Origin of the sequence: Micromonospora sp. WMMD987, from assembly GCF_029581435.1 — a bacterium.
Lineage (GTDB): Bacteria > Actinomycetota > Actinomycetes > Mycobacteriales > Micromonosporaceae > Micromonospora > Micromonospora rifamycinica.
In genome coordinates this window covers 2,247,577-2,263,486 of record NZ_CP120861.1, presented here as the reverse complement: position 1 = coordinate 2,263,486, position 15,910 = coordinate 2,247,577, and the positions used below count along the sequence as shown (strand labels likewise).

The following is a 15,910-nucleotide window of genomic DNA, read 5'->3' as shown; positions in this document are numbered from 1 at the left end:
AGCCGCTCGGTTCACCGCAGCCGCCCGGCGACGGTCAGTCGGGCTCCGGCAGGACCGGCAGGCGCAGCCGCACCACCAGGCCGGGGCCGGCGTCGGCCAGCTCCACCGTGCCGCCGCCCCGACGCACCAGTTCCCGGACGATGGCCAGGCCCAGGCCCGCGCCGCCCGCGTCCCGGGCCCGGCCCTCGTCGAGCCGGGTGAACCGCCGGAACACCCGTTCCCGGTCCGCGGCCGGGATACCCGGCCCGTCGTCGGTCACCGTCACCAGGTGGTACGCCCCGTCCACCGCCGGCTCGACGGCCAGCACGATCCGCTCCCGGGCGTGCCGGACGGCGTTGTCGACCAGGTTCCCCAGCACCCGCCGCAACTCGTCGGGGACGCCGACCGTCCACGCCGGCCCCGCCACGGCGACGGTCACGACCGGCGACGCAGGCGACCCCGATACGACCGGCGACCCCGCCACGACCGGCGACGCGGGCGACCCCGATACGACCGGCGACCCCGCCACGACCGGCGACGCGGGCGACCCCGGGCCGGACACGGCGGTGCCGGCGGCCCGCGGTCCCGGCCGGCGGGCGGCCACCTCGGCGAGCAGCCCGCCCAGCTCCACCGGTTCCGCCTCGCGGGGCGGGCCGGCCGGCCGGGCCGGCTGCTCGTCGAGCCGGGCCAGCAGCAGCAGGTCGTCGACCAGCCGGCCCAGCCGCTCGGTGTCGACAAGCAGGTCGGCGGCGACGGCGGGCCAGTCGGAACGGTCACCGAGCCGCTGGGCCACCTCCAGCTCGGTACGCATGTTCGTCAACGGGCTGCGCAGCTCGTGCGCCGCGTCCGCGAGAAACGACCGCTGCCGCGCCCGGGCCGCCGACAACCGGTCCAGCATGTCGTTCAGGGTCACCGCCAGCCGGTGGATCTCGTCCTGCGAGGCGGGCACCGGCAGCCGGTCGGCCGCGTCCCGGCCGGTGATCTCGGCAGCCCCGCTGCGCAACGCCTCGACCGGACGCAGGGTCGCCCCGACCACCCGCCAGGCGACCACCGCGAGCAGCCCCACCAGCAGCGGGAAGGCGACCAGGAGCACCGTCCGGGCGGCCTGGGTGGCGTGCCGGACGTCCACGGTGGAGCGGCCCACCAGCACGGTCACCGGCTCCCCCGCCACCCGGGCCGGCACCGCCACCACCCGGACCGGCCCCTGCCAGCCGAGCCGTTGGCCGGGCACCACCGTCCGTCGCCGGCCCTCGCCGGCCAGTTGGTCGGGGCGGACCATCGGCACCAGCCGGTCGGCGTCGATGGAGGCGGCCCGGATCCGTCCGGCCGAGTCGACCACCTGCACCCGCAGCTGCCCGCCCGCCACCGGCAGCGGATCGGGCAGGGCGTTCTCCCCGGCCAACCGGGCCACCGCGTCGGCCGTCCGGAACGCCTCCTCGTCGACCGTGCGTTGCAGGGTCCACCCCAGCGCCACCAGCAGCACCACCCCGCCCAGGGCCAGCCCGACCGAGAGCCCGGCCACCCCGAGCACCATCAGCCGGGCCCGCAGGCCCAGCGCCGACCAGCGCAGCCGGCTCACGGGATCAGCCGGTAACCGGCGCCCCGCACGGTCTCCAACCGGTCCCGGCCGATCTTGCGGCGCAGGTAGCCGACGTAGACCTCGACCGCGTTCGGCGCGGTCCGCAGGCTGGCGTCCCAGACGTGGTCGAGCAGCTCGGTCTTGGAGATCACTTCGCCGGGTCGACGGATCAGGTACTCCAGCAGCGCGAACTCCCGGGCGGTGAGCGTCACCTCGACATCGGCCCGGGTGACCCGTCGGCGGGCCGGATCGAGCCGCAGGTCACCGAGGGTGAGCACGGTCGGCCGCTCGGGGGCGCCCCGCCGCAGCAGCGCCCGCAGCCGGGCCACCAGCACCACGTACGAGAAGGGCTTGATGAGGTAGTCGTCCGCGCCGCAGTCCAACCCGTCGGCCTGGTCGTACTCGCCGTCCTTGGCCGAGAGCATCAGCACCGGCAGCCAGCGCTCGTCGGCGCGCAACCGGCGGACCACCTCGTAGCCGGACAGGCCGGGGAGCATCACGTCGAGGATCATCGCGTCGTAACCGCCGTGCCGGGCGGCGTCCAACCCGGCCGGCCCGGTGCCCGCCGTGTCCACCACGAACCCCTCGGCGGTCAGGCCACGCTGCAACGCCGCCGCCAGCCGCGCCTCGTCCTCCACCACCAGCACCCGCATCATCCCAGCGTGCCACCCCGACACGACCGGCCGGGAGGCCGTCCTCAGCCGGCTCACAGCACCGGACCGGCAGGATGGTCCCAGGAGGTGCCGTCATGTCCGTACTGAAGAACCGTTCCACCCTGCGGTGGCTGGTGCCGCTGGCCGCCGCGGTCACCGTCGTCGGCGGGGGTGCCGCGATCGGCACGTTCGCGGCGAACGCCGAGCCAGCCCTGCCCCCGCGCAGCGCCGCCCAGCTCCTGGTCGACCTACAGACCGCCCGGCTGGACGGGCTCTCCGGCACGGTGGTGCAGCGCGCCGACCTCGGGCTGCCGCCGCTGGTCGGCCTGGCCGGTGGGGACGCCGCGCTGCTCGCCGGCACACACACCCTGCGGGTCTGGTACTCCGGCCCGGACCGGCAACGTGTCGCGCTGCTGGACACCCTCGGCGAGCGGGACGTCATCCGCTCCGGCCGGGACGTCTGGACCTGGGACAGCCGGGCCAACAAGGCCACCCACCGGACCCTGCCGGAGTCGGCCGGGCGGGCGGCGGACGACGCGCTGCCGATCACCCCGCAGGACGCCGCCGAGCGGGCGCTGGCCGCCGTGGACCCGAGCACCCTGGTCACCACCGGCCGGTCGGCCACCGTCGCCGGCCGGGACGCGTACGAGCTGGTGCTCACCCCGCGTGACGAGGCGTCCCTGGTGCACCAGGTGCGGATCGCGATCGACGCCACCGAGCACGTGCCGCTGCGGTTCGAGGTGCTGGCCGACGGTGCCGACCAGCCGGCGTTCGAGATGGCCTTCACCCAGGTCGACTACCAGCGGCCGGACGCCGACCAGTTCACCTTCAACCCGCCGCCCGGGGTGAAGGTGACCGAGGCCACCGGTGACCGTCCGCACGCCGGGGACGGGGCGCAGTCCAAGCCCGGCGTCGGAGCGAAGCCCGGTGCGGCGCAGCGGTCCGGGGACGGCGACGACGCCGGTCTGCGTACCGTCGGGACCGGCTGGACCACGGTGCTGGTGGCGCGGACGGGCGAGGCGGACGCGGCCCGGACCCCGGCCGGCGGTGCGGCGAAGCCCGGACCGGCCGACGGTCCCGAAGCGGCGCAGGCCCTCGACCTGCTCAACGGGTTGCCGAAGGTCAGCGGGGACTGGGGCAGCGGCCGGCTGTTCGCCGGGAAGCTGTTCAGCGTGCTGCTCACCGACGACGGGCGGGTGCTCGCCGGAGCGGTCACGCCGGAGCGGCTGTACCAGGCGGCGCGGGGCTGACCCGACACGCGACGACCCGCGGGGGTCCGGGCCGGCGGGAGCCGGTGCGGACCCCCGTAGGCTGTCCGGGGCGGTCTGTCCGGTTTCCGCGGCCGGCCCGCCCGGCCTGGCGGGAGGCTTGGTGCGGGCCGCCGGAGGCGGTATCTTGAGCAGTTCCCGAAAGAGAAGATGGAACGGCCGAAACGCCGTTCCAGCGGCCTTTTCAGCACGAGGAGACGGCTTGTCGATGGGTCCGGACAAGCTGCGGCACCACGACGACGAGATCGGCCGCGAGCAGGAGTACGTCTCGATGCTCTACGGCCGGCTGGACGCCCTGCGCGAGCAGGCCGGCAACCGGCTCGCCGACGCGCTGCGGGCCGGTGGCGGCGGCACCCAGCAGGACCGCTCCCAGCGGGACAGCGCCCTACGGATGTACGCCGACCAGGTCAAGCAGTTCTCGGCGGTCGCCCAGGGGCTGGCCTTCGGTCGGCTCGACGGCACCGACGGCAGCCGGCGCTACATCGGCCGGATCGGTATCTTCGACAACGACGGCGACTACGATCCGCTGCTGATGGACTGGCGGGCACCCGCCGCCCGCCCCTTCTACCTCGCCACCGCCGCCAACCCGCAGGGGGTCCGGCTCCGGCGGCACCTGCGCACCCGGGACCGCAAGGTCACCGGCCTCAACGACGAGGTCCTGGACATCGAGTCCGCCTCCCCCACCGGCCACGAGGAGCTGACCGGTGAGGCGTCCCTGCTCGCCGCGCTCAACGCCGGGCGGACCGGCCGGATGCGGGACATCGTGGAGACCATCCAGGCCGAGCAGGACCGGATCATCCGGGCCGACCTGGCGGGGGTGCTGGTCGTGCAGGGTGGGCCGGGCACCGGGAAGACGGCCGTCGCGCTGCACCGCGCCGCGTATCTGCTCTACACCCACCGGCAGCAGCTCTCCACCCGGGGCGTGCTGCTGGTGGGGCCGAACGCCACCTTCCTGCGCTACATCTCGCAGGTACTCCCGACGCTGGCCGAGACGGGCGCGCTGCTCAGCACCCCCGGCGACCTCTTCCCCGGGGTGAACGCCCGCCGTGCCGAGCCGGCCGGGACCGCCGCGGTCAAGGGCCGGGCGGTGCTGGCCGAGGTGCTCGCCGCCGCCGTACGCGACCGGCAGTGGGTGCCCGACGAGCCGTTGGAGATCGAACTGCCCCAGCGGGAGGTGCTGCTGCTGGACCCGGCGACCGTGCGCCTGGCCCGGGAGCGGGTCCGGCGCACCGGTCGACCGCACAACCTGGCCCGCGCCCAGTTCGACATCGAGATCGTGCACGCCCTGGCCGACCAGGTGGCCGAGCGGATCGGCGCCGACCCGCTCGGCGGCGACAACCTGCTGGAGGAGGCGGACCGCGCCGAGATCCGCCGGGAACTGCGCGAGGAGCCCGAGGTCACCGCCGCGTTGGACCGGCTCTGGCCGGTGCTCACCCCGCAGCAGTTCCTCGACGACCTGTACGCCTCGCCGGAGCGGATCGCCGCCGCCGCACCGATGCTCACCGACGCCGAACGTGCCCTGCTGCACCGCCCGCCGGGCGACGGCTGGACGCCGGCCGACGTGCCGTTGCTGGACGAGAGCGCCGAGCTGCTCGGCGAGGACGAGCGGGCCGCCGCCGCCCGCCGGGAGCGGCTGCGCTCCTTCCAACGCGAGTACGCCGAGGGCGTGCTGGACATCGCCCGGGGTTCCCGCTCGATCGACGTGGAGGACGACGCCGACGGTGGCGAGATCCTCGGTGTCACCGACCTGATCGACGCCGACCGGCTGTTGGAACGGCAGGAGGAGGGCGACCGGCTGACCACCGCGCAGCGGGCCGCCGCCGACCGGAGCTGGGCGTTCGGCCACGTCATCGTCGACGAGGCGCAGGAGCTGACCCCGATGGCCTGGCGGCTGCTGATGCGCCGCTGTCCGAGCCGGTCGATGACCATCGTCGGGGACGTCGCCCAGACCGGCGCGCTGGCCGGCACCCCGTCCTGGGCCGAGGCGTTGGAGCCGTACGTGGCGCAGCGGTGGCGGCTGGAGGAGCTGACCGTCAGCTACCGCACCCCGGCCGAGGTGATGGCGGTCGCCGCCGAGGTGCTCGCCGGGATCGACCCGGCGCTGCGCCCACCCCGCTCGGTACGCCGCAGCGGCGTGCCGCCGTGGGACCGGACGGTCGCGGCGGACCGGCTCGCCGCCGAACTGGTCGAGGCGGCCAACCGGGAGGCCGCCGGGCTGGACGAGGGGCGGCTCGGGGTGATCGTGCCCGCCGGCCGGGCCGCCGAACTGGCCGGCGCGGTGCTCGCCGCGCTACCCGAGGCGGGGGTCGGCGAGCAGCCCGAGCTGGAGAGCCGGGTGGTGCTGCTGACCGTCGGCCAGGCCAAGGGGCTGGAGTTCGACTCGGTGCTGGTGGTCGACCCGGACCGGATCGTGGCCGAGTCCCCGCGCGGGCGCAGTGACCTCTACGTGGCGCTGACCCGCGCCACCCAGCGGCTGGGCGTGCTCCGTCCCGCCTCCTGACAGTGCTGATGTGGGGGGCGGGTCACCCGGCCGGTCTGTCCCGACCCCGCCGCCCCCGCGGTCAGTCGTCGGAGAAGTCACCGATCTCGACCGCGCTGGCGGCCTGGTCGCTGACGGCGCCGCCGGTCGGGGTGCTCAGGCCTCCGGTGCCGGCGTCGCCGGTGGTGGTCGGGGCCACCGTGCCCGGGTGCCGTTCGGGTTGCCGGGCGACCCGGCGCACACGGGCCGGGCCGGCGGTGCCGCCGGTGGTGGTCACCGCGCCCTGCCCTCTGGTCGGGCCGCCGTCGCGCAGCACCTCCGGGTCGATCGGCACGTCGGCCACGTCGTCCGGGTCGTCCTCCTGGATGGCCCGGGTCACGTCGACCTGGGGCACGGTCACCTCGTCGAGCGCCCCGGGGCCGTACACGCCGGCGGTGAGCCGTTCCTCGGCCTGCCGGGCGGACTGTCGCATCCTGTCGCTCTCGGCCACGTTCATCACCTCTCAGCAGTGGTGGTGGTGACCCGCTGCCTGCCCGCTGCGGTGCCGACCAAACCGGCCCCGCGCCGACGTACCACGGCGGGGGTGCCCCGGCCCGGACGTCGCCGGAACGCCTCCCAGCCCCGGTCGCGGGCCGCGGAGGGGCGGTGTCGCGGACTGCGCGCCGTGGGCCGGTCGGCGGCGACATTTTCGGTGCCGGTCGGTGTTACCTGCTCACGGCCGGGGGGTAGACCCAGGGTGCCCCCGCCACAGCAGGTGAACCGTGCCGTGGCCGACCGCGGTAGCGGGGCGAGGGAGTGCAGGTACTCATCAAATCCTGAGGAGGACCAGATGAGCACGCAGGCTGCATCCACCAGGCCCATGAACCGGCCGATGCAGGACACCGCCCAGCGCAACGCCATGATGAACGAGCAGACCCGGCAGATGCCGGCGATGCACGACGGGCACCGGGAACCGATGCCGTCTCCGGGTACGGAGACCAAGCAGTCGTTCCTGACCACCGAGTTCTGGGTCTACGCCGCCGCAGTCGCGGTCGTGGTGATCTCCGCCTTCTGGCGTGGCACCACCACGAACGGCCTGAACATCAACAACCCGACGCAGGCGTGGTGGTTCCTGACCGCCCTGACCGGCGCCTACCTGGTGAGCCGGGGCCTGGCGAAGGCGGGTTCGGCGCGGCGTTCCGGTGCGGAGCGCAAGGGTCGTCGCTGACCACAGCTGCGCAGCGCGAGCTGCGGAGAACGATGGCCCCCGGGGTTTCCCCGGGGGCCATCCTCGTGTTTTGACCATCGTGGGGATTTGTGGTGGTCGAGGTCTAGCGGAACAGGGAGAACCCTGTCCATGATCTGAGTTCTCACACAAAGATCATCAATGGGCAGGGTTCTCGATGAGGAGCGTAGCGGCTACCGGTGCCGGTGACAGCGAGCTGGGCCGGATCTTGTTGGATGCGTGGCGGCGGGAGTTGTACGAGGGTGTCCTCGTGTCGCGGTCGAGGACGTTGTTCTCGCTGGTCGATGAGCTGGCCGCGGACCAGGGACGGTGTGGCTGCCCGGCGCATCTGTCGCTGGGCACGGTCACCGGGCACGCCGCGGCGTACCGGGCGTTACGCGACGGCGAGATCGATACCGGCCGGGCGTTGCGGGCGGCGTGCCGGATCGCCGCTCGGTCCGGTCTGCCCCGGGTGTATGCCGTCGATACCACCGCGTGGCCCCGGCCGAACGCAGCCACCAGCCCGGACCGGCAACCGCAGTACACCCCAGGCGGCCCGCGTGGTGCGGCGCTGATCAAGACCGGGTGGCGGTATCAGCACGTCGTCCGGTTGACGCTGACCCCGGACTCGTGGGTCGTGCCGGTCCTGGCCGACCGCATCACCTCCGACGACGACCTGGTCGAGGTCACCGTCGGCCACATCGCACAGATCTGCGCAGCCGACGGCGCCCGCCCGGGCGACCCGTCGCTGTTCCTCCTCGATTCCGGCTATCCCGCGGCCCGGATCACCCACCTGATCCGCGAACGCAGGATTCCCGCGGACGTCCTGGTCAGACTCGCGACCTCGCAGACCATGTGGACCAGACCCGAACACCGGGCCGCCCACCCACTCGGAGGCCGGCCCCGCCGACACGGATTCCGGCTGACCCTGCGCGAACCCGACCTGACCCCGGACGCCGGTGTCAGCGGACCACTCGACATCTACGGCACCGTCACCGTCCGGGCCTGGCACCAGGTCCACCCCAAACTCACCCGCGCCAGCCGCGGATTCACCGGCCAGACCACCCTCCCGATCGTGGAAGGCACCGTGCTCCTCGCCCGGGTCCAGCACCTACGCCCCAGCCGCCGCGCCGGCGACCTCGCACTCTGGTACTCCGGCACCCGCCGCGACCTACTCACCCTTGTCATGACCTACCTGACCCGCTACGACATCGAGCACTACTTCCGCCACCTGAAGACCACCGCCCACGCCCCGGACTTCCACCCCCGCCAACCCGACACCCTGACCACCTGGCTCCGCCTACACGCCTACGCCTACCTCCACCTGTTCTGCACCCGCACCCACCTCACCCACCACCGGCTGCCCTGGGAACCCACCACCACCACAACCCCCACCCCCGGCCAGACCCGCCGACAGGTTTCGCCCGCTCTCCGCAACGCCTGGCAACCACCAGGCCACCCGAAACCCGGACACCCCGGACCCGGACGCCCCGCCGGAAAACGCCGCAAACGCCGAACCCGCTACCCCGTCATCCGCCGCAACGCCATCCACAAGGGCAAATAACACCCCACCCCCACACCACCACGAACACCCACACCACACCACCACGAACACCCACACCACACCGCCAGACCACCCTGCCCACACAACGGTCAAAACACGAGGATGGCCCCCGGGGTTTCCCCGGGGGCCATCGCCGCGCTCCGTCCACTGTCGCACGCGGTGGGCCGGGCCGGAGCCGGGCCGCCCGCCGGAGGTCGTCCACCGGCGGGGCCGGTCACCGCCCGGCGGTCACTCGAAGTCGCCGCCGAAGTCGCCCTCGTCGTCACCCTCGAAGGCATCCCCGATCAGCTCACCGGCGACCAGGCCACCGGCGACGCCGAGCGCCGCGCCGGCCACCACGCCGCCCATCCCCGGCCCCCGGCCACGGTGCCCGTGGCCCTGGCCGTGCATCGGGTAGCCGTGGGTGGGGGCACCGAAGCCGGAGGAGGCCCGCAGGTTGCCGTACGTCGAGGTGGTCTCGCGCAGCCAGCCGTCGACGACCTGCGCCCAGTCGACCCGGTCGGCGTCGGTGTGCGGGACGGTGTAGCGGCCGAACACGTCGTGCCCGGAGCTGAGGAAGCCACCGCGCTTGTCGCACTCCAGCACCACCTCGACCCCGTGCGGGCTGGTGACGAAGGTCAGCTCGACCTCGGAGATGACCTGCGCGTACTGGGGCGCGGCGAAGAACTCGATCTCCTGGTAGAACGGCAGCGTCTGCTGGGAGCCCCGGATGTGGCCCCGCTCCAGGTCGGCGTGCTTGAACCGGAAACCGAGCTGCTGGAACGCGCCCAGGATGTGCTCGTGCACCGGCAGCGGGTGCACGTTCACCTGGTCCAGGTCGCTCTTGTCGACCGCGCGGGCGATCGCCAGCTCGGTCCGCAGACCCATGGTCATGCCGTGCAGGCGCTGGCCGTAGACGTCGGTGATCGGGGTCTCCCACGGCACCGGGAACTGGAACGGGATGGCGAGCTGCTGCTTCGGCGCGAGCTGGAGCGGGCCGCTGACCACCATCCGGTGGAACTCCATCACCCCGGCGTACTCGCCGTCACCGCTCTCGACCTCGACCCGGGTGACCAGGCCGAGGCCGATCTGTTCGATGTTGGCCGGGGCTTCGCCGCCGACCAGGTTCACGTTGCCGTCGAGGGTCAGGCCGGGCCGGGTGTTCGGGTTGGCCAGGACGGTGTCGACGCTGGGCCCACCGACACCGAACGCGCTCAGCATCTTCTTGAAGACCATCGGAACTCCCGCTTCACGGTCGGCGTACTCCACCGTGGAGCACGCACGGTTACCCGGCGCACCCTAAACGGTAGGACTGGGAACTGGCTGAGAGGGCACGCCGCGCCGGGCCAGCAGGATCAGCGCCCCGGACGCCGCCACGAAGAAGACCGCCATCACCGACGCCATGGGTAGCAGGGTGGCGTACCCGAGGAGACCGGTGAGGGGCGTGACCAGCGCGCCGGCCAGGAAGCCCAGGCCACCCTGGAGGGCGGCGGCGGTGCCGGCGGAGCGTCGGCCCGCCTCCTGGGCCAGCGCGGTGGTCGCCGGCAGGGTCAGGCCCATCCCGGTGACCACCACGGCGAGTAGCGCCCACGGCACCGCCAGCGGCAACGCGGCCCGGCTGTCGACCAGGGCGACGACCAGCAGGGCGAGGGTGGCCACGGTGGACGCGGCCACCCCGACCGCCCGCAGCCGGGCCGCGCCGACCCGCACCACCAGCACCCGGAACAGCAGCCCGGAGGCGGCCATCCCGGCGGCGTTGGTGGCGAAGACGAGCGTGTAGCCAGCCTCGTCCACCCGGTAGACGGTCTGGAAGACGAACGACGACCCACCGATGTAGGTGAAGAAGCCGGCGACGGCCAGGCAGAGCACGGCGAGATGGGCGAGGAACAACCGGTCGTGCAGCAGGTCGGTCATCCGTGCCACCGCCTGGCGTGGTCCGCCGGCCTGCCGGCGGTGCGCGGGCAGCGTCTCCGGCAGCCCGACCAGCGCGGCCACCGCCATCACCGCCCCGAGCCCGGTGAGCGCGAAGAAGACAGTACGCCACGTGCCGTGGTCGAGGATCACCCCGCCGACGGCGGGTGCCAGCACCGGACCGAGGAAGGTCACCGAGGCGATGCTGCCGAACCGGGCGGCGGCCTGCGCTCCCTGCCAGGCGTCGGTCACCATGGCCCGGCCGAGCGCCAGCCCGGTGCCGGCGGCGACACCCTGGCCGAGCCGGGCGAGGACCAGGAGCCAGCCGGTCGGGGCGACCGCGCAGACCAGCGAGAGCAGCGCGAAGACCAGGGTGCTCGCCACCACGATGCCCCGCCGGCCCCGGACGTCGCTGACCGGCCCGAGCAGGAGCTGGCCGGCGGCCATCCCGACGATGAAGGCGGTCAGGGTCAGCTGCGCCACGGTGGCGCTGGTCTCCAGGGAGCGCCGCAGCTCGGGCAGGGCGGCGATGTACGCGTCGGTGGCGAACGGCCCCACCCCGGTCAGCAGCACCAGCGCCACCATGGACGGGGTGCCCGGCGGGCGGCGTCGCCCGGACGGCGTGGACGGCGTGTCGACCTTCGGCAGGGTCACCCATAGACCCTAGACGATCCGATCCCGATGGCGTCAGCGCCGAGGCGGCCGGGAATCATGACGGCGGGCAGGCGTCGTCCACCATCGACGGGCAGGCAGGGCACGGAGAGTAACTCATACGTCCGTTTAGATGAGAAATCAGGCTTTCCTCCTGCCTGGTTGTGTTTTTTATTGACAGCTATTTGATCGATGGATAACGTCGTGACCAGACGCTTGTCGGACAGCAATAGAAACACGGGGGCTGTTCGCGGATCCGGTCGTGTGTCGAGTCGCGACCTTCATGGACCACTGTCCAGACAGCGAATGATCTTTCCATGGTCGCCGACAGGCGATCGACACGGGGACTCGGTGCAGCAGTGAACAATCGTCGCCAATTCTTGGCGTGCCCGGGGGCATGCGGATGACCGCCGCCCTCGCGCTCGTAGCAATTTCCCTCTTCCTGGCCATCGTGGTGTCCGCCATCGTGCGGGCCGCGCGCCGCGTCAACCACGACCTGGCCACGCTGGCGGAACTTCCCGCCACGGCACAGGCGGGGCACTCCGCGACCCGCCGGGAAGACACCTCGCCCGCCTGACTCTCGGCCGTTCCCCGACACCCGTCCATCCGGGTGTCGGTCACGCCCGCCCTGGACCGGGTCCGCCCGGTTCACCGTGCGGTTTTTCGGCATGGCTCCACACCAGTGGAAATCCGTCCACTGGATTCATCGGGGAGATATTTGTGGGTCAACGCACCATGGTCGCGGGGATGTTGTCCGCCCTGCTGACCACATCAGCACTGGCAATTCCGTCGGGTGGGGCGGCGACCGCCGCCGCACCGGCGCCCGCCGGCCGGGACGGGGCGGGCAAGCCCGTCGTGTCCCCGAAGTCGAAGTCCTCGGTGTGGCTCTTCGACACGCCGGACACCACCCGGTCCCGGGGCGCCTCACTCGCCGGGGCCGCACCGTCGGTGCCGAAGGGCACCGGGCCGGTGCGCAACGCCACCCAACTGTCGTTCTCGCTCAGTGACCGGCTACAGGCCAAGGTCAACGTCGGTTCGGGCAACCTGATGCTGAGCAGCACCGAACTCACGCTGCCGGGCGTCGCGGGGGACGTCACTGTCGGCGCCACCTTCAACAGCCTGCTGCTGGGCAGCGATCTGGCCACCGGCGCGCACGGCGCGGGCTGGCGCACCCGGGCTGGCCAGGACGTCAAGCTCTACCCGGCCGACGACGACTCGGTGACGTACGCCGCCGCCGACGGCGTGGTCGGCAAGTTCACCGCCTCCGGCTCCGGCTACTCCACGCCTGGCGAGTTCAAGGCCACCCTGGCGCACAACGGCAGCGGCTGGAAGCTCACCGAGCACGACAGCGGCCGGAAGCTGTTCTTCGGCTCCGACGGGCTGCTGGACAAGACCGAGGACCGCAACGACAACGTCACCGACGTCGCCTACAGCGGCGGACAGATGACCGGCATCACCTCCGACCGGGGCCCCACCGCAGCGCGTACGGCGGCGGCGACGTGGACCGCTGGCAAGATCAGCAAATACCGGCAGACCGGTAGCGACGGCAGCTGGCGGGAGGTGTCGTACGCCTACGACGGCAACGGCCGCCTCCAGAAGATCCAGTCGGCGACCTGGCGCAAGGTGCTGTTCGAGTACGACACCGCCGGTGACCTCACGAAGATCACCACGAAGGACAACACCTACGTCACCATCACCTACGACGGCCAGCACCGGGTCACCTCGCTGACCCAGGTCACCGACAACGCCACCATGCAGGGCTCCACCACCCGGCTGGCATACCCCAGCTCCAGCCAGACGCTGGTCGCCGACGCCCGGCAGGACATCTCGCTGGCGGTCTCGGCGGTGCCGCACACCACCTACGACCTGAACAGCAACAAGCGGGTCACCAAGGCGACCGACCCGGCCGGCAACGAGCAGAGCAAGACCTACACGCCGTACAGCGACGTGGCGACCTCGGTCAGCCCCGAGAACTCCACGGTCACCAACACATTCGGCGCGAACGCCGGTGAGTCGATGACCAAGTCGGAGTCCCCGACCGGGGCCAGCGCCTCCGCCGCCTACGCCAACGCCGCGACCTCGACGAACCCGACGGCGAACTTCCAGCCGTCGTCCTCGATCGACACCCAGAGCAACAGCTCCACCTACACCTACAACGGCGCGGGCAACCGCACCTCCACCGCCGACGCCCTCGCCGCCAAGGCCGAGGTCGACTACAACTCCGACGGCACCGTCAAGACCTCGACCGACCCGGCCAACACCGGCAACCCCACCAACTACAGCTACGACGGCAGCAAGCAGCTCACCACGGTCACCCCGCCGACCGGCAACGGCCTGGCGACCAGGACCATGACGTACGACCCGTACGGGCGGCTGAAGACCGTCAGCGACGGCTGCACCACCAGCTACACCTACACCCTGGACGACCGGATCTCCCAGATCGACTACTCGGGCTGCGGCACGCAGCCGTCGGTCACCTACGACTACGGCGGCACCGGCAACCTGCTCACCCGGGTCGACGCCACCGGAACCACGGCCTGGTCGTACGACAATCTCAACCGGCTCCGCGAGCGGAACAACCCCGGCGGTGGCATCCTCACCTACGTGCCGGACGCAGTGGGCAACCTGGTGGGGCTGACCGATGGTCGGGGTACCACGACGTACTACTACAACACCCGCAACTGGCTGGTCCGGATGGACACCGCCGGAGGCACCCGCTACAACTTCCAGTACGACAAGGACGGCAACCGCACCTACACGTACTTCGCCACCAACGAGACCAACAGCAGTTGGGCGTTGCGGACCCAGACCACGTACGACAAGTCCAACCGGCCGACCCGGATCACCGCCACCCGCAACTCGGCCAGCCCGGCCACCGTCTTCGACGTCACCTACTGCCACGCGGAGTACACCTCGGGTCAGCCCTGCTCGACGGCCAAGGCCGACGACACCGGCCTGCGCCAGTGGCAGAAGGACGAGGTCAGCGGTGTGGTCAGCCAGTTCACCTACGACAAGGCCAACCGGCTCACCAAGGCCACCGACTACAACGGCAAGACCTACGAGTACGCCTACAACAGCAACGGCAACCGCACCAGCGTCAAGGTCGACGGCACCACCACCCAGACCCTGACCTACAACACCGCCAACCAGATCACCACCACCAACAACACCTACGACGGCCGGGGCAACCAGACCCGGGCCAGCACGCCGACGGTCAACCCGGTGACCTACAACCCGGCCAAGCAGATGACCGGCGCCAACAGCGGCAGCTACTCCTACGCCGGCACCGACCAGGTCGAACTGACCCAGACCGCCACAGCCACCCTGCGGTACGGCATGCAGGACCAGCACGGCATGCCGTGGCTGCAGTCCTGGACGGCCAACGGCTCCACCGCCTACGTCGAGCGCGACGGCACCGGCACCCCGCTGGGCCTGCGGCTCGGCTCCGCCGACCACGCCTACGTGCTCGACGCCCTGGGCTCACCGGTCGCCATCGTCAAGGCCGACGGCACCGTATCGGCCACCTACCGCTACGACCCGTACGGCAACGGCACGACCACCGACGAGTACGACCTCAGCCAGACCAACCTGATCCGCTACACCGGCGGAACGTACGACCTGACCACCGGGTTCACCAAGCTCGGCCAGCGCTGGTACAACCCGGCCCAGGGCCGCTTCACCCAACAGGACAACCTCAGCTTCATCGGCAACCCGAAGAACGGTAACCGCTACGCCTACGCAGGCTGCAGCCCAACCAATTTCATCGATCCCACCGGGCAGAGTTGGGAGTGCGAACTCGGAGGCATGATCGTCGTCGGCGCTTCTGCCGCAATTATCGCCGCCCCCCTGTCATATTTCGGACCTGGCGCAGTTTATGCGGGCGTAGCAGCCGGCTCCGCAATCGGTGGCGGCTACAAGTCCGTGTGTGAAAACATCCAAAAGGGCGAGCCCGTCAATTGGGGAGACGCCGCGCAGCAAGCGGCATGGGGCGTCGCCGGCTTTTTGATTAGCTAGATCAGCCAGTTCACGGGGATCTCCGGGGTGCCCGCCGGAGACCCCCGTGAACTTATTCCAACCTTACCCACCCCAGAAATCGATGCACTAAGGATGAACAGGATGCCGACCGTTATTTTTGTCAGGGGAATAGACACGATCGGCGCGGGCAGGAAATTTCGCATATATATCGATGGACAATTAGCCGCAAAGCTGGGAAATTCTGATCGAATTTCGATAGAAATCGGTGCGGGTAGCCATGTCGTGCAAGCCCGGCTCGATTGGCTCCGGAGTCCGCCGTTGACCCTGGAACTGACCACGGGCGACGTGGTAACGGTGGAAACAACGGCTCGGGGTAGGGCCACGAGCTTCACTGGCACGTTCCTTAGACCAAGAAGCGCCATCGATATGGTTGTCAAGGGCTACGAATAGCAGCCGCGCTGGACCTTCCCGCCGGCACGCCCACCATCGAAAACAGGCATGACGACTTCACGACAGCCCTACTGCCGACTCACGCGGCTTCCTCACCGAACGATCCAGGCTGGATGCCGCGTACCGTCCCTCAAAAAAAGGTCTCGGGCACGGACGGTGACAGACCGGGTCACTCATCGCAGCACGATCGGCCTGTTCAGGCGGCGCAACGACAACAG

The 15,910-nt window shown here is 71.4% G+C and carries 11 protein-coding genes; 6 read left to right on the top strand and 5 right to left on the bottom strand.

The window, feature by feature from the left end:
- Nucleotides 1–34: 34 nt before the first annotated feature.
- Together O7612_RS09935 and O7612_RS09930 are read right to left on the bottom strand one after the other, a co-directional pair.
- The gene (locus tag O7612_RS09935) at nt 35–1,513 is read right to left on the bottom strand and encodes a HAMP domain-containing sensor histidine kinase (RefSeq protein ID WP_282273865.1); all 1,479 of its coding nucleotides are present in this window, start codon (nt 1,511–1,513) and stop codon (nt 35–37) included.
- 41 nt (nt 1,514–1,554) lie between these two features.
- Nucleotides 1,555–2,211 (bottom strand): response regulator transcription factor, encoded by a 657-nt coding sequence (locus O7612_RS09930; protein WP_282273864.1) that lies wholly within the window; start codon nt 2,209–2,211, stop codon nt 1,555–1,557.
- 95 nt (nt 2,212–2,306) lie between these two features.
- Between O7612_RS09930 and O7612_RS09925 the strand changes: the two genes are divergently transcribed.
- Both O7612_RS09925 and O7612_RS09920 read left to right on the top strand, forming a co-directional pair.
- Complete coding sequence (locus O7612_RS09925; protein WP_282272453.1) at nt 2,307–3,461, top strand: sigma-E factor regulatory protein RseB domain-containing protein; 1,155 nt, start codon at nt 2,307–2,309, stop codon at nt 3,459–3,461.
- Nucleotides 3,462–3,687: 226 nt separating this feature from the next.
- Nucleotides 3,688–5,979, top strand: coding sequence for an AAA family ATPase (locus O7612_RS09920; RefSeq protein WP_282273863.1), 2,292 nt, complete (start codon nt 3,688–3,690; stop codon nt 5,977–5,979).
- 61 nt (nt 5,980–6,040) lie between these two features.
- Here the strand turns inward: O7612_RS09920 and O7612_RS09915 are convergent, their stop codons facing one another.
- Nucleotides 6,041–6,430: a hypothetical protein gene (locus O7612_RS09915; protein ID WP_282273862.1), complete on the bottom strand. Its 390-nt coding sequence runs from the start codon at nt 6,428–6,430 to the stop codon at nt 6,041–6,043.
- A gap of 450 nt (nt 6,431–6,880) precedes the next feature.
- Here O7612_RS09915 and O7612_RS09910 point away from each other — a divergent pair, with 450 nt between their 5' ends.
- Both O7612_RS09910 and O7612_RS09905 read left to right on the top strand, forming a co-directional pair.
- Nucleotides 6,881–7,165 (top strand): hypothetical protein, encoded by a 285-nt coding sequence (locus O7612_RS09910; RefSeq protein ID WP_194820728.1) that lies wholly within the window; start codon nt 6,881–6,883, stop codon nt 7,163–7,165.
- A 175-nt stretch (nt 7,166–7,340) separates the two neighbouring features.
- The gene (locus O7612_RS09905) at nt 7,341–8,726 is read left to right on the top strand and encodes a hypothetical protein (RefSeq protein ID WP_282267338.1); all 1,386 of its coding nucleotides are present in this window, start codon (nt 7,341–7,343) and stop codon (nt 8,724–8,726) included.
- A gap of 228 nt (nt 8,727–8,954) precedes the next feature.
- Here O7612_RS09905 and O7612_RS09900 read toward each other — a convergent pair whose 3' ends face one another.
- On the bottom strand, nt 8,955–9,941 hold the full coding sequence (locus tag O7612_RS09900) for a sporulation protein (protein ID WP_282272451.1): 987 nt from the start codon (nt 9,939–9,941) through the stop codon (nt 8,955–8,957).
- Nucleotides 9,942–10,004: 63 nt separating this feature from the next.
- A complete protein-coding gene (locus O7612_RS09895) occupies nt 10,005–11,270 on the bottom strand; it encodes a multidrug effflux MFS transporter (RefSeq protein WP_282272449.1) in 1,266 nt (421 codons plus the stop codon).
- A gap of 382 nt (nt 11,271–11,652) precedes the next feature.
- On the opposite strand from O7612_RS09895, the gene O7612_RS09890 reads away from it, so the two are divergent.
- Nucleotides 11,653–11,844 carry a hypothetical protein gene (locus O7612_RS09890; protein WP_282272447.1) on the top strand — a complete coding sequence of 64 codons (192 nt, stop codon included), beginning with the start codon at nt 11,653–11,655 and terminating at the stop codon, nt 11,842–11,844.
- 143 nt (nt 11,845–11,987) lie between these two features.
- A complete protein-coding gene (locus tag O7612_RS09885) occupies nt 11,988–15,281 on the top strand; it encodes an RHS repeat-associated core domain-containing protein (RefSeq protein ID WP_282272445.1) in 3,294 nt (1,097 codons plus the stop codon).
- Nucleotides 15,282–15,910: the final 629 nt, after the last annotated feature.

Bases quoted from the DNA above. Each gene is read 5' to 3' on its own strand.
- O7612_RS09900 (WP_282272451.1), bottom strand. From the start codon at position 9,941: ATGGTCTTCAAGAAGATGCTGAGCGCGTTCGGTGTCGGTGGGCCCAGC.
- O7612_RS09905 (WP_282267338.1), top strand. From the start codon at position 7,341: ATGAGGAGCGTAGCGGCTACCGGTGCCGGTGACAGCGAGCTGGGCCGG.
- O7612_RS09910 (WP_194820728.1), top strand. From the start codon at position 6,881: ATGCCGGCGATGCACGACGGGCACCGGGAACCGATGCCGTCTCCGGGT.
- O7612_RS09915 (WP_282273862.1), bottom strand. From the start codon at position 6,430: ATGCGACAGTCCGCCCGGCAGGCCGAGGAACGGCTCACCGCCGGCGTG.
- O7612_RS09925 (WP_282272453.1), top strand. From the start codon at position 2,307: ATGTCCGTACTGAAGAACCGTTCCACCCTGCGGTGGCTGGTGCCGCTG.
- O7612_RS09935 (WP_282273865.1), bottom strand. From the start codon at position 1,513: ATGGTGCTCGGGGTGGCCGGGCTCTCGGTCGGGCTGGCCCTGGGCGGG.
- O7612_RS09930 (WP_282273864.1), bottom strand. From the start codon at position 2,211: ATGCGGGTGCTGGTGGTGGAGGACGAGGCGCGGCTGGCGGCGGCGTTG.
- O7612_RS09920 (WP_282273863.1), top strand. From the start codon at position 3,688: ATGGGTCCGGACAAGCTGCGGCACCACGACGACGAGATCGGCCGCGAG.